Raw genomic sequence first — 13,584 nt, forward strand, 5'->3', positions numbered from 1 at the left:
AAAAATACCACGGGGGTCCGGGGGCTGGCCCCCGTCCCACCCTTCAATCAGTCCTTGAGGCTCTCTTCACGAAGCCCGTCGGCCAACAAGTTCAACCCCAGAACCAGCGTCAGCAATGAGACCGCAGGCGCAATGGCTGCATGCGGGTACACCGACAACAACCGCCGACCGGCGTTGATGGTGGTGCCCCAATCCGGGCTCTCGCTTTCCAGACCCAGACCAAAGAAACCAAGTGTGCCCAGAAGGATCGTGGTGTAGCCGATGCGCAGGCAGAAATCGACGATCAGCGGCCCGCGTGCGTTCGGCAGGATCTCCCACAGCATGATGTACCAGGGCCCTTCGCCGCGCGTTTGCGCCGCTGCCACATAGTCCCGCGTCTTGATGTCGAGCGCGAGGCCCCGGACGATCCGGAACACGGTGGGGGCGTTGACGAAGACGACCGACACGAACACCACGAGGATGCCGGGGTCGATGTCGAACAGGTCGAGGAATTCGGGCAGGACCGCCACTTTCGATCCGCCGTCCGAAATCAGCGACAGATAGATCCAGCCCATCAGGCCCAGCACCACGATCAGCAAGGGCGTGCGAAAACTCGGCTGTGTGTAGTAACGCGAGTTCAGCAGGACACCGACAAAAATCAGCGGAAAGACGAACAGGACCGTCGCCATGTAGTTCGGAATGCCCGTTGCCACGATTTCCGGCGTCACCAGCAGATAGAACAGCAAGATCACCGGGAAGGCGAGGATCAGGTTGGCCAGAAACGACAGGAACGTGTCCAGACGCCCGCCATAATAGCCCGCGGGCAGGCCCAGCGTGATGCCCACCATAAAGGCAAAGAGCGTCGCAAGCGGTGCAATTTGCACCACCACCCAGGCCCCTTTGAAAAGACGGCTGAACACATCGCGCGCCAGGTTGTCGCCGCCCAGCAGATACCAGGCATATTCGCCTTCTTCAGCACCGCGCATCGGTGTACCGGGCACCTTGTTCTTCATGCCGGACACTTGGCTGAGGCTCTCGTGGGTGGTAATCCAGTCGAAGAGGCCCGCCATGGCGCCCGCATAGACCCAGAACATCACAAGCGCGAAGCCGATCATGCCGACGGTCGAGTCGAACAGCTTGCCATAAAGGCCCAGCTTGCGCTTGAAGGTGATCGACAGGGCAAAGGTGGCGATCAGCGCGATCCAGACCGGGATCAATTGCTGGCTCATCCCGCCGACGATACCTGTTGCCCCCGGTCCGCCAAAAACGCCCAGCACGATATACGCAAGAACGACAAGCAACAGCGCCAATCCGGACCAGCGGGTCGCGCTGGCCGACAGGTCATAGGCGCCGCCCGCCGTGCTCAGCGTGCCGTCCGGGTTCGTGACGACGCGCGTGCCGCCCGCGGCGATGCTCATCACGATCTGGATCACCACGGCGATCAGAAAGACGGCAGCCAGCGCATAAAACACCGGGTCCAAAAATTGCCCAAGCGGGCCGGTCCATGTCAAAGGGTCCATGGGTAAGCCTCCTTAGGAAATGCGAATGCGCGGGTTGAGGAATACGTAGCCGATGTCCGAAATCAGCTGCGTGATCAGCACCACGACAACGGATACGACCGACACGGCCAAGAGCAGTTCGATGTCGTTGTTGCCTGCCGCCTGCACCAAGAGCCAGCCAAAGCCCTTGTAGTTGAACAGCGTCTCGACAATCACCACACCGTTCAAGAGCCACGGAATCTGCAGCATGATCACCGTGAAGGGCGCGATGAGCGCATTGCGAAGAGCGTGCTTCAGAACGATGTTGCCGAAACTCACGCCTTTCAATCGCGCCGTTCGGATATACTGCGCCGTCATCACCTCGGTCATGCTGGCCCGCGTCATCCGCGCGATATAGCCCATGCCATACAGCGCGATGGTCAGGACCGGCAGGGTGAAGTTTTCGAAGGTGGCGTTTTCAATGGCCTGCGTGGCCGATCCCTTGAACCATTTGAGCCCAAATGCAGACGAGGCAAAAACCGCGATAAAGATCACACCAGACACATATTCCGGCGTCGCCGTCGTCGCGATGGAGAACGTCGAGAGTGATCGGTCCAGTCCCGACCCCTCACGCATGCCTGCCAAAACACCCACGATCAGCGACATGGGCACCATAACCAGAAGGACAAATCCCATCAGCTTGCCCGTTGCACCCAACCTGGTGGCGACGATGCTGCTGACCTCATCCTTGAACACCAGTGAAAAGCCCCAATCGCCCTGCAACACCCCGCAGAAAGTGGACCGTTCCTCGACCGGCGCGTTTTCGCGGAAACACTGGCCGGTGACGGTGCCGTCGTCCTTTTCCGTCACCCAGCCGGGCGCGACGCCAAGCCAGCGGCCATATTTCACAAAAGTGTTGTCGAGATATCCGCGATCATCCAGCCAGCTTGCCACGGCCTCGTCCGTCATGCGGAAGTTGCCCTGGGTCTTGGCCAGCTTTTCCAGATTTGGATAGAGATTGGTCAGAAAGAACACGATGAACGTCAGGCACAGCGCCGTCAGCAGCATCACGCCCAGTCGTCTGAGTATAAAAAGTCCCATATATCGCCCCTGTTGGGTGGCTTCGGGCGGGTAGGGTCCGCCGCGTTTTGTCTGCCGGACGTTCTTTATGCGACGTCTCTGGCATGGCTCATGTGAGCCAAATAATGGAGTGGGTGTTGAATATGCCTACACTGACGCCCCCAGTGACCGAAGTGAGCCGATGTGGTGGCTCTACGTGCGATCATCCGGTTTGGCCCGGACAAATTCGTGCACATCTGCGGTCTTTGTTGTTCCCTGGCCGTATGAGGCAACAGATATGCACACAGGTCAACGGGGAGGTTGCAAAAATCGGAACACATTTGCGACATTTGCATATCCTGTTTGCGACATCGCCGATCCCGCATGCAAAATTCGACCCAAAGGGTTACCGCGCCGCTTTACGCAGCGCCGTGGGCGTCTGTCCGGTGTGCTGCTGCATGAATCGGGTGAAATAGGCCGCTGATCCAAAGCCCAGATGCCGGGCAATGTCCTGGATCGGAACGGTGGTTTCTATCAGCGCCATGCGCGACGCATACAATATCCGCTCGGTCAGCAAATCGGCGGCGGTGCGCCCGGTCGCGGCCTTGCAGGCGCGTGTCAGGTGGGTGGCGGTGACGCCCAGTTCCGCCGCATGCTCTGCCATCGACAGCCCATCGGCGTGGTCGCGGGCCACCCGCTCGCAAAACCGTGCGCTCAACCGTGCGGCGGCATTCATGGCGACGGGCAGGTGCTCGGGCAGCGCAATCTGGCGCCGCAGCCACACCGACATCAGCGCCATCTGCGCATCAATCGCATCCTGGGCCAGCGCACGGCCCTGGGTCATTTCGCGGTGCGCCGCCTCGAATATACCGGTCAACTCCCCGATGGCATCAACCTCTCGCACCCGCAACTGCCGCGGCCCGACCGGCAGGCGGACATCGGTGCCATCGGGGATCAGGGCCACCATGGCGATCCCCTGCCGTCCAAGCTCCAGCGAAAAAAGCGTGCGGGGCGGAATGGTCAGCGCATTGTGCGTGCCAACGCCGCGTCTCGTGCCGTTCAGCAACAGCCGCCCCTGACCGCGGGTGATCCATATGACAAGGTGTTCCGGGCGGTCATGAGCCAGTGCAATGCGCCAGTCCTGACCGAGCGTCAGCTGGCTAAGCGGTTTGATCTCGACCGGGGGCAGAGACATGGGCGATGGTCCGTTTTGGACAAGTAAATCGGGCGATTCTTTGCCGCATTGGCCGCTCCCGCTTTAATTATGTCAAGGCTCAACCAGGGCGGGTGCGGAAATCCAGTGCCATTCCGCCATCCGGCCGCGAAACCATGTGCGCTGCCGCTTGGCATATTGGCGGGTTGCAATCGTTGCCCGCTCGATTGCCGCCGTGTGATCCAACTCGCCCCGCACCACTTCCATGGTCTCTGCCACACCAATAGCACGGCACGAGGGCAGGGAGGGATCGTATCTGCCCAGCATCGCTCGGGCTTCTTCAAGCGCGCCGCCGTTCAGCATCTGGTTGAACCGTGCCGCGATACGCGGGGTCAACCACTCTTTGGGACTATCCATGACGACACCGGAAAAGGCACCCGCGCCCAGAACAGGGTCGCGCGTCTGATCCTGCCAATGGGCGAGGGGCTGCCCGGTGGCGCGCTGAACTTCCCACGCGCGCTGTACGCGGGCGCGGTTTTCTGTGTCGATCCGTCCTGTGGTTTCGGGGTCCAGAGCGGCCAGCATCTGGTTCAGATCCAGCGTATCGGCATGCGCACGAACCTCGGGCGGCGTGTCCGGAATATCGGCCAGCCCCTCGGTCAGCGCGCTGAAGTAAAGTCCGGTGCCCCCTACAATGATCGGTCGTGCCCCGTCCAAAAGCGGCGTGACCTCACGCAGCCAATGCCCGGTTGAGTAGGGCGCGTCATAGGGCAAATGACCATAAAGACGGTGCGGTGCGCGCGCTTCCTCCTCGGCCGAAGGGCGCGCCGTCAGCACCCGCCAACAGTCATAGACCTGGCTCGCATCGGCATTCACGATGACCCCGCCCTGCGCCTTAGCAATGGCCAACGCCAGCGCCGACTTGCCCGACGCAGTGGGCCCCGCGATCAGAACCGGCAGGTCCTTGGGTAATTTGGCGATCAGGTCGCGGATCATGTCGTGTCGTCCATTGAAACCTGCCCGCATTTAGGACAGGTTGCGCGCAAATTCAAAGAGCGGGGGCGCACCATGACCGACACCGAAACACAGGCAGCTTTCAAACGGGTCATGCTGAAGATCTCGGGCGAGGCGCTGATGGGCGATCAGGGCTTTGGGTTGCACCCGCCAACCGTCGAACGGATCGCAGGCGAAGTGAAGGCCGTTCACGACATGGGCGTCGAGATCTGCATGGTCATCGGCGGCGGCAACGTGTTCCGTGGCTTGCAAGGGTCCGCCCAGGGGATGGAACGAACAACCGCTGACTACATGGGGATGCTCGCCACAGTGATGAACGCGCTCGCCATGCAATCGGCCCTTGAGGGGCGGGGGTGTTCACCCGTGTCATCTCTGCGATCACAATGAACGAGGTGGCAGAGCCTTATATCCGCCGCCGCGCCGTGCGCCACCTTGAGAAAAAGCGGGTCTGCATCTTTGCCGCTGGAACGGGCAACCCGTATTTCACCACCGATACCGCAGCCACCCTGCGCGCGAACGAAATGTCGTGCGAGGCCATCTTCATGGGCAAGAACGGCGTCGATGGTGTCTATGACAAGGACCCGAAGAAACACGACGACGCCAAACGCTACGATGTCGTCACCTATGACGAGGTCCTGCAAAAACGTCTGGGCGTCATGGATGCCTCGGCCATTGCGCTGGCCCGTGACAACAACCTGCCGCTGATCGTCTTTCCGCTGGATACACCCGGCGGGTTCAAGGAAATCCTCGAAGGCAAGGGCACATTCACGCGCGTACAGGGCTAGCGGCACAACTGACGCTGGTCATATGCGCGCGGCTTGATTTATATGCGTATGAAACGCCCTTTTAGGCGAACAAAAGAAATACGGGGAATACCATGTCTGACGATTTCATGCTGGACACAGACGACCTTGAGCGCCGGATGGACGGCGCCATGGCAAACCTCAGGACTGAATTTGCATCACTGCGCACGGGCCGCGCCTCGGCCTCGATGCTGGAGCCGGTGATGGTCGACGCTTACGGGTCGATGACGCCCATCAACCAGGTCGGTACCGTGAATGTGCCCGAGCCGCGGATGGTGACCGTCAACGTTTGGGACAAGGGGCTTGTGGGCAAGGTCGAGAAAGCCATTCGCGAGAGCGGGCTCGGCATCAACCCACAGCTCAACGGCACGATCATCATGTTGCCCATCCCCGAACTGAACGAGGAACGCCGCCGCGAGTTGGGCAAGGTCGCGGGCAGCTACGCCGAAAACGCCCGCGTCAGCATCCGCAACCTGCGCCGCGACGGCATGGACCAGATCAAGAAAGCCAAGGCTGACGGCATGTCTGAGGACGATGAAAAGCTTTGGCAGGACGAAGTGCAGGAGATGACGGACAAGTACATCAAGTCCATTGATGCAGCGCTTGAAACCAAGCAAGCGGAGATCATGCAGGTTTGACAACCGCACCGGGCCTTTGGCCCGGTAAACGCTCCGGGGGAGCGTTTGGGTTGTCAAAGGGCAGAGCCCGGGACATCAAAGGGTGGAGCCCAAGACACCAACAGGGCGGCCCCCAGTTCACGGACATTGCGCCGATATTCCAAGGAAAACACCATCGCAGATGCCTCTCATACCGGCCCCCGCCACGTCGCCATCATCATGGACGGCAATGGACGCTGGGCCACCCAAAGGGGCCGTCCGCGGCTGTTCGGCCACCACGCAGGCGCCCGCCGTGTGCGCGAGGTGGTGGAAACCTGCCCCGACATCGGCGTCGAATACCTGACGATCTTTGCTTTCTCGACCGAAAACTGGAAACGCACTCAGGTCGAGGTGGCCGGGCTGATGAGCCTGTTTCGGCGCTATATCTCGAAAGAAGCGCGGTCACTGAACCAATTCGGCGCCCGCGTGCGGTTCATCGGAGACCGCGTGCGGCTCGATGCAAAGCTGATTGCCCTGATGGATGAGCTTGAGACGCTGACGGCGGGCAACACCAGCGTCAACCTGACCATCGCCCTGAACTACGGCGGCCGCGACGAGGTGGCGCGCGCCACGCAGCGCCTTGCGCGCGACGTGGCCGACGGCAAACTCCACCCCGACACCGTGGACGAGGAAACGCTGCCCAAATACCTCGACACCTACGTGCTGCCCGATCCCGATCTGGTGATCCGCACCAGTGGCGAGGCGCGGATTTCGAACTTCCTGCTCTGGCAGTCGGCCTATTCCGAATACGAATTTATCGACACGCTCTGGCCCGATTTCAGTCGCGAGGAGTTCACCCGCCTCTGCGCCTCTTACGGGATGCGTGATCGCCGGTTCGGCGGTGTTAAAAAATGACCGAGAAGTGGTCCGACCTTGCCGCCCGCATGGGCTCGGGCCTGCTCATGGTGCTGGTCGGCATCTGGGGTATCTGGATGGGTGGAGACGTATTTCATGTCCTGGTGGCTCTCGTCTGCGGCCTGATGGTCTGGGAACTGGTGCGTATCGTGTCTCCGACCCAAGCCAGCCTCGCGCTCCAGCTCGGCGCGGTGTCGGGCGTTGCGGTGTTGCTGGCGATCTACCTTCCAATAGGCTTTGCCCTGCCAATCCTGCTGGCCCCTTGCATGGTCGGGCTGGGACAACTGGCGCAGAACCGTTCGACGTATATGATCTTTACCGTGCTCGTGCTGATGGCCGGTTTCGGCATCATGCAGGTGCGCGATGACCTTGGCTTTGGCTGGATGACCTGGCTGGTCATGGTGGTCGTGGTCACAGACGTGGTCGGCTACTTCGCGGGCCGCGCCTTTGGCGGCCCTAAATTCTGGCCCCGTGTTAGCCCCAAGAAAACATGGTCCGGGACGGTTGCGGGCTGGATCGGGGCAGGGGCCGTCGGCGCCGTCTTTGCCATCAATACCGAGGCCACATTGCAACTGATCGGCGTGTCCGTGGCTCTGTCGATGGCCAGCCAGATGGGCGACATCGGCGAAAGCGCCATGAAACGGCGCATGGGGGTCAAGGACAGCTCGTCCCTCATCCCCGGCCACGGCGGCGTATTGGACCGCTTCGACGGCATGCTGGGCGCGTCCGTGTTCCTTCTGATGCTGGGCCAGGTTGCGGGCTTTCCGGGCGGTGTGCTGTGACGCGCAAGGTGTCGATCTTTGGCGCGACGGGCTCTATCGGCCAGAACACCATCGACCTGATCGCGCGCGATCCCGGGGCGTATGACGTGGTCGCCCTGACCGGGGCTGCAAATATCGACCAATTGGCCGCTGACGCCATCCGCCTGCACGCCGACATCGCGATCACCGCGGATGACACCCGGCTGGAGGATTTGCGCACCGCTCTTCAGGGCAGCGGCGTTGAAGCCGCGGCAGGACAGACAGCCCTGACCGAAGCCGGATGCCGGCCCGCCGACTGGGTCATGTCGGCCATCGTCGGTGCCGCGGGCCTTGCGCCCGGTCTCTGCGCGCTTGAACAGGGGGCGACACTGGCTCTGGCCAACAAGGAATCGCTGGTCTGCGCCGGCCAACTCATCCTCTCCACCGCCAAAAAACACAACGCCCGCCTTTTGCCCGTCGACAGCGAACATTCCGCTGTCTTTCAGGCGCTCGTGGGCGAAGACATGGACGCCGTCGAACGGATCATCATCACCGCCAGCGGCGGCGCCTTCCGCGACTGGCCGCTTGAAAAATTGGCCACCGCAACCTTGGCCGAGGCTTCATCGCATCCCAACTGGGACATGGGCCAACGCATCACAATCGACAGCGCGTCGATGTTCAACAAGGCGCTGGAACTCATTGAAACACGTGAATATTTCGGCGTTCACCCCGATCAGATCGAAGTGCTGGTGCACCCCGAATCCATGATCCACGCCATGGTCGGTTTCACCGACGGGGCGCTGATGGCGCATGTGGGTCCAGCCGACATGCGCCACGCCATCGGCTACGCTTTGCACTGGCCCGACCGCCGCGCCTTGCCCGTGGAACGGCTCGATCTGGCGCAAATTGGCGCGCTGACCTTCCGCCCCCCGGACGAAAAACGCTGGCCCGCCCTCCGCCTCTCACGCGACGTGATGGAGCGGGGCGGCCTCTCGGGCGCCGTCTTCAACGCCGCCAAGGAAACGGCGCTTGATGGGTTTATCGCAGGCCGGATCGGCTTCCAGACCATGGCACAGGTGGTCGATCAGGTGCTGAATGACACAGACCCGGGCCATATTGATGCCCCAATGACCCTTGATAACGTGTACGCTGCGGACCAAATGGCACGACAAGCGGCACGCAGCGTGATCGAGCAGAGAGCAGGATAAAACCCTTGGACATTTCGGCCCTGATTCCCGCCTTTGGCGGCTTTGCCTGGACCATCTTCTTTTTCATCGTCGCGCTCAGCGTGATTGTCGCGATCCACGAATATGGCCACTACATCGTCGGCCGGTGGTCGGGCATCCATGCCGATGTGTTCTCGATCGGGTTCGGCCCCGTGATTTACAGCCGCGTGGACAAGCGCGGCACCAAATGGCAGATCGCGGCACTGCCTTTTGGCGGCTACGTGAAGTTCGCGGGCGACGCCAATGCAGCATCGGGCAAGGACGAAGCAGCGATGGAGGCCGTGTCCACGGACCCCGCCGCCTTGCGCCGCACCATGCACGGCGCGCCACTCTGGGCGCGCGCTGCAACGGTGGCGGCTGGCCCTGCTTTCAACTTCGTGCTGTCGATCATGGTCTTTGCCATCGTCGGTTACAGCAACGGCGTTCCGCGTGACCCGCTGACGGTTGGCGAACTCTACACTCTGCCGACAGGGGCGCAGGACCTGCAACCGGGCGATGTCGTGCTTGAAATCGACGGCACGCCGGTGCCCAGCCTGTCGGACCCGGCCTACGCGGATCTCATCGCCAACCTGACTATCGCGCCGCAGCTTGAGTATACGGTTGAGCGTGATGGCGAACGCATGGTGGTGCAGGGCCCATACCTGCGCCCGCCTTTGGTGCGGTCGGTGACACCCCGCAGTGCGGCGCTCGCCGCAGGCCTGGAGCAGGGCGATGTCATCACATCCATAAATGGCGAGCCCGTCTTTGCCTTTCGCCAACTGGTGAGTGCGGTCGAAGGGTCTGATGGCGCCACGCTTGAACTCGGCGTCTGGCGGGGCGGGGAAACGCTGGAAAAAAGCCTCGCCCCAAAGCGCGTGGACGAGCCGCAGGACGGCGGCGGCTTTGCGACGCAATGGCGGATCGGCGTGGCGAGCGGCAACGCTTTCGACCCGGCAAGCGAAGCGCCGGGCGTCGTGGACGCCGTCACCGGCGGCGTCGAACAGACCTGGCGCATCATCACGGGCTCTATCTCGGGCCTTGGTCACATGATCACGGGTGCGATCAGCACCTGCAACCTGTCCGGGCCCATCGGCATCGCGCAGGTCTCCGGCACAATGGCCAGCCAAGGCGCGCAAAGTTTCGTATGGTTCATTGCGGTCCTCTCCACGGCTGTAGGCCTGTTGAACCTCTTTCCCATTCCCGCGCTCGATGGGGGGCACCTCGTGTTTTATGCCTACGAGGCTGTGACCGGCAAGCCACCCAGCGATGGTGCGCTGCGTGTCCTGATGGCGTTCGGCCTGACGCTGGTGCTCAGTTTGATGATCTTTGCGGTCGGCAACGACCTGTTCTGCCCTTAACGCGTTCGGGGCCTTTGCCCCAATTCGGCCACATTCGGTCCCATCTGCTGCCGCAATCGCTTTGTATCTCCGCGCGTGTCAGAGGATGGATTGATGCAGACACTTCAAAGCGGATACAGGGGCTTGAGCCTGTTGATGATGCTGAACTGGGATCGCGCGCTTTATTGCGCGACTTTGGCCGGTGCGCTGGCTGCTGGTGCCTGGGTGGGCAGTCTCTAGGCTCCGGTATTTATCCACAAGATGTGCTACCCGCCTCGTGTTGATCCACGGGGTTTTGCGCTTTTGACAAGCCCTCGCAATGCCGTTACTCACGTTGATATTGTATGTCTGAACACGTGGGGCAAAACCATGGGACTGGGGTTGAGGGGCGTAATCGCGCAAGCACGGACGTGCGGGCGCAAGGCGTTTTTTAGAGCAGCAATTTTCGCACTGGTGTCAATGTCTTGGGTCGGAACCATGATCCCGGCACAAGCGCAGAGCTTTCAGTTTTCGCGCATTGTCGTGGACGGAAACCAGCGGGTCGGCGACGCCGCGGTCCTTGCACGTGCAGGAATCGCACCGGGACAAACCCTGACCGCCGGCCAGGTCAACGCCGCACGGCAGAACCTCGAAAACAGCGGATTGTTCGAAACCGTGTCCGTCGCGGCTCAGGGCAGCACATTGCTGATCACGGTCACTGAGTTCCCGACGATCAACCGCATTTCTTTCGAGGGGAACCGCCGGGTTGATGATGAGGCGCTTTCTGCGACCGTGCAAAGCCAGGAACGCCGCGTGTTTTCCCCGGCACAGGCCGAACGGGACGCGGGCGCCATCGCCGAAGCCTACAGCACGCAGGGCCGCGTGGCCGCCCGTGTGACGCCCCGGATCATCCGCCGCACCGATAACCGCGTCGATCTGGTGTTCGAGATTTTCGAGGGCGACGTCGTCGAGGTCGAGCGCGTCAGCTTCGTGGGCAACCGCGTCTATTCGGACCGTCGCCTGCGCCGCGTTCTGGACACCAAGCAGGCGGGCCTGTTCCGGCTGCTGATCCAGAGCGACACGCTGGTCGAAGACCGGATTGAATTCGACAAACAAGTCTTGAGCGACTTCTACAGCTCGCGCGGCTATGTCGATTTCCGGATCGTCAGCTCAAACGCCCAACTGACCGAAGAACGCGACGGCTTTTTCCTGACGTTCAACGTACAGGAGGGGCAGCAATTTTCCTTTGGCGAGATCTCGGTGGTCAGCGAATTGCCCGAGGTCGACGGCGACGCCTACCAGGATCTGATCCGGGTACGCCCCGGCGTCATCTACTCCCCGACGCTGGTCGAGAACGAAATCACCCGGCTTGAACGTCAGGGCCAGCGCGAAGGCGTCGACTTCCTGCGGGTTGAGCCGCGCGTGATCCGCAATGATCGCGACCTGACCCTCGACGTCGAGTTTGTGATCTCACGCGGGCCACGCGTCTTCGTCGAACGCATCGACATCGAAGGCAACACGACCACGCTTGACCGTGTGATCCGCCGCCAGTTCCGGATTGCCGAGGGCGACCCGTTCAACCCGCGCGAAATCCGCGATGCGGCCGAACGCATCCGGGCGCTGAACTACTTTGGCGTCGCCGACGTCAACGCACGCGAAGGCTCCACGCCGGGCCAGGTCGTGATCGACGTCGATGTGGAAGAGCAGCCCACAGGCTCCCTGAACTTCGGTGGTGCGTTCTCGCAGGATGACGGGTTCGGTCTGCTGGTCAGCTTCACCGAACGCAACTTCTTGGGGCGCGGCCAGACCCTCGGGTTCAACTTCTCCACGGCAGAGGAATCAGAGCAGTACGGCATCACATTTATCGAACCTGCTTTCCTGGGGCGCGACGTCGCATTCGGCCTGAACCTGCAATACAGCGAGACGGACTCGAGCTTTGCCAACTACGACACGGAATCCCTCGTGTTCCGGCCCAGCCTGACATTCCCGATCAGCGAACGCGGGCGGCTGCAATTGAACTACTCGTATCTTGCGAATGAACAACTGGCACGCGAAACGGTCGTCAACGGCGCGATCGTGCAGCGCGAAATTGATGTCGGTGAACAGGTGGCCTCCTCGATCGGATACACCTACACCTACGACACGCGCGAGGGTGGGCTGAACCCCAACGCGGGTGTGCTTGTGGAGTTCTCGCAGGACTTTTCGGGGCTTGGCGGTGATGCCGAATTCATCCGGACCCGTGGCCGCGTCGTCGGTCAACGCCTTGCCTTCAACGAAGAGGTCACACTGCGCGCCTCTTTCGAAGCCGGGTATCTCGCGTGGAATGGCGGGACCAACCGGACAGTGGATCGCTTCGTGCTGGGGCCAAACATCATTCGTGGGTTTGAACCGGGCGGCATCGGCCCGCGTGACCTGAATGTGCCGGGGGACGATCCCGACCCACTTGGCGGTAACATCTTTGTCGCGGCCCGGTTCGAAGCAGAGTTCCCGCTTGGCCTGCCGGAGGAGCTCGGGATTCGCGGCGGTCTGTTCTACGATGTCGGCAACTTGTGGGATCTTGACTCGGTCGATCTGTCCGGCGGCAACGTCGTGGGCGAGGGTGGGTCGTTCCGCCACGTGATCGGCTTCTCGATCCTGTGGGATACAGCCATCGGTCCGCTGCGCCTGAACTTCTCGAACGCCCTGAAGAAAGAGGAATTCGACCGCGAACAGTCCTTTGACTTGACCATCTCGACCACATTCTGATCGGATGGGCCGACTGGCGCGCGCCCTTGCAATTCTTGTCGTGGCCCTGTCCTGGGCCGCGTCATCTCCCGCGCAAGATGTGCGCAGCCCGATCCTGACCATCGACAGTGAGCGGCTTTACCGTGACAGCGCCTTTGGCCAGCGCGTGCTGAACGAGATCGAGGCACGGACATCCGAACTGGCCGAAGACAACCGCCGCATCGAAACTGAACTCGAGGCCGAAGAGCGCGCGCTGACAGACCAGCGCGCGGATATGGCGCCCGACGCGTTTCGGGCCTTGGCTGACGCGTTCGACGCCCGCGTCGAAGCCATTCGCCGCGACCGCGACGCCCGCAGCCGGGCCATTGCCGACCTGCTCGAAGAAAACCGGGACCGGTTCCTGATCTCTGCTGCGCCAGTGTTGGAAGAGATCATGCGCGACACAGGCGCGGCCGTGATCCTCGAGCAGCGGAGCGTCTTTGTCAGCGCAAATGCCATCGACATCACCGACCTTGCAATCTCCCGGATGGACGAGTCATTGGGCGACGGCAGCGAACAGCAATAGGCGCGCTTGCGGGCCTGCGCCGCTCTTGCTAGGCAAA

Annotated in this window: 12 protein-coding genes and 1 pseudogene; 9 read left to right on the plus strand and 4 right to left on the minus strand. The window is 61.8% G+C overall.

The annotated features are described in order from the left end of the window. Positions 1–47: 47 nt before the first annotated feature. The 4 genes from BWR18_RS06145 to miaA all read right to left on the minus strand — a co-directional run bounded on the left by BWR18_RS06145 (position 48) and on the right by miaA (position 4,665). Complete coding sequence (locus BWR18_RS06145; protein ID WP_076627163.1) at positions 48–1,499, minus strand: ABC transporter permease; 1,452 nt, start codon at positions 1,497–1,499, stop codon at positions 48–50. Positions 1,500–1,511: 12 nt separating this feature from the next. Next, positions 1,512–2,558, minus strand: a complete 1,047-nt coding sequence (locus BWR18_RS06150; RefSeq protein ID WP_076627164.1) for an ABC transporter permease — start codon at positions 2,556–2,558, stop codon at positions 1,512–1,514. 364 nt (positions 2,559–2,922) lie between these two features. Next, positions 2,923–3,711 (minus strand): helix-turn-helix transcriptional regulator, encoded by a 789-nt coding sequence (locus BWR18_RS06155; protein ID WP_076627165.1) that lies wholly within the window; start codon positions 3,709–3,711, stop codon positions 2,923–2,925. Positions 3,712–3,783: 72 nt separating this feature from the next. Next, on the minus strand, positions 3,784–4,665 hold the full coding sequence (miaA, locus tag BWR18_RS06160; RefSeq protein WP_076627166.1) for a tRNA (adenosine(37)-N6)-dimethylallyltransferase MiaA: 882 nt from the start codon (positions 4,663–4,665) through the stop codon (positions 3,784–3,786). 72 nt (positions 4,666–4,737) lie between these two features. Here miaA and pyrH point away from each other — a divergent pair. The 9 genes and pseudogenes from pyrH (at position 4,738) to BWR18_RS06200 (ending at position 13,547) form a co-directional block, all read left to right on the plus strand. After that, positions 4,738–5,468 (plus strand): annotated as a pseudogene (pyrH, locus tag BWR18_RS06165) (UMP kinase). A gap of 92 nt (positions 5,469–5,560) precedes the next feature. After that, a complete protein-coding gene (gene frr / locus BWR18_RS06170; RefSeq protein ID WP_076627167.1) occupies positions 5,561–6,124 on the plus strand; it encodes a ribosome recycling factor in 564 nt (187 codons plus the stop codon). A 126-nt stretch (positions 6,125–6,250) separates the two neighbouring features. Beyond that, positions 6,251–6,997 carry a polyprenyl diphosphate synthase gene (uppS, locus tag BWR18_RS06175; protein WP_076627168.1) on the plus strand — a complete coding sequence of 249 codons (747 nt, stop codon included), beginning with the start codon at positions 6,251–6,253 and terminating at the stop codon, positions 6,995–6,997. Next, positions 6,994–7,779, plus strand: coding sequence for a phosphatidate cytidylyltransferase (locus tag BWR18_RS06180; protein WP_076627169.1), 786 nt, complete (start codon positions 6,994–6,996; stop codon positions 7,777–7,779). The genes uppS and BWR18_RS06180 overlap by 4 nt, the downstream gene beginning before the upstream one ends. Continuing rightward, positions 7,776–8,945, plus strand: coding sequence for a 1-deoxy-D-xylulose-5-phosphate reductoisomerase (gene dxr / locus BWR18_RS06185; protein WP_076627170.1), 1,170 nt, complete (start codon positions 7,776–7,778; stop codon positions 8,943–8,945). Before BWR18_RS06180 ends, dxr begins: the two co-directional genes overlap by 4 nt. Positions 8,946–8,950: 5 nt before the next feature. Continuing rightward, complete coding sequence (gene rseP, locus BWR18_RS06190) at positions 8,951–10,300, plus strand: RIP metalloprotease RseP (RefSeq protein ID WP_076627171.1); 1,350 nt, start codon at positions 8,951–8,953, stop codon at positions 10,298–10,300. Between the two features lie 93 nt (positions 10,301–10,393). Next, positions 10,394–10,519, plus strand: coding sequence for a hypothetical protein (locus tag BWR18_RS22255; RefSeq protein ID WP_255450628.1), 126 nt, complete (start codon positions 10,394–10,396; stop codon positions 10,517–10,519). 237 nt (positions 10,520–10,756) lie between these two features. After that, the gene (gene bamA / locus BWR18_RS06195; protein WP_076627172.1) at positions 10,757–13,003 is read left to right on the plus strand and encodes an outer membrane protein assembly factor BamA; all 2,247 of its coding nucleotides are present in this window, start codon (positions 10,757–10,759) and stop codon (positions 13,001–13,003) included. Positions 13,004–13,007: 4 nt separating this feature from the next. Next, complete coding sequence (locus BWR18_RS06200) at positions 13,008–13,547, plus strand: OmpH family outer membrane protein (protein WP_254684939.1); 540 nt, start codon at positions 13,008–13,010, stop codon at positions 13,545–13,547. The last annotated feature ends 37 nt before the right edge of the window (positions 13,548–13,584 follow it).

This window comes from Tateyamaria omphalii (assembly GCF_001969365.1).
GTDB lineage: Bacteria > Pseudomonadota > Alphaproteobacteria > Rhodobacterales > Rhodobacteraceae > Tateyamaria > Tateyamaria omphalii_A.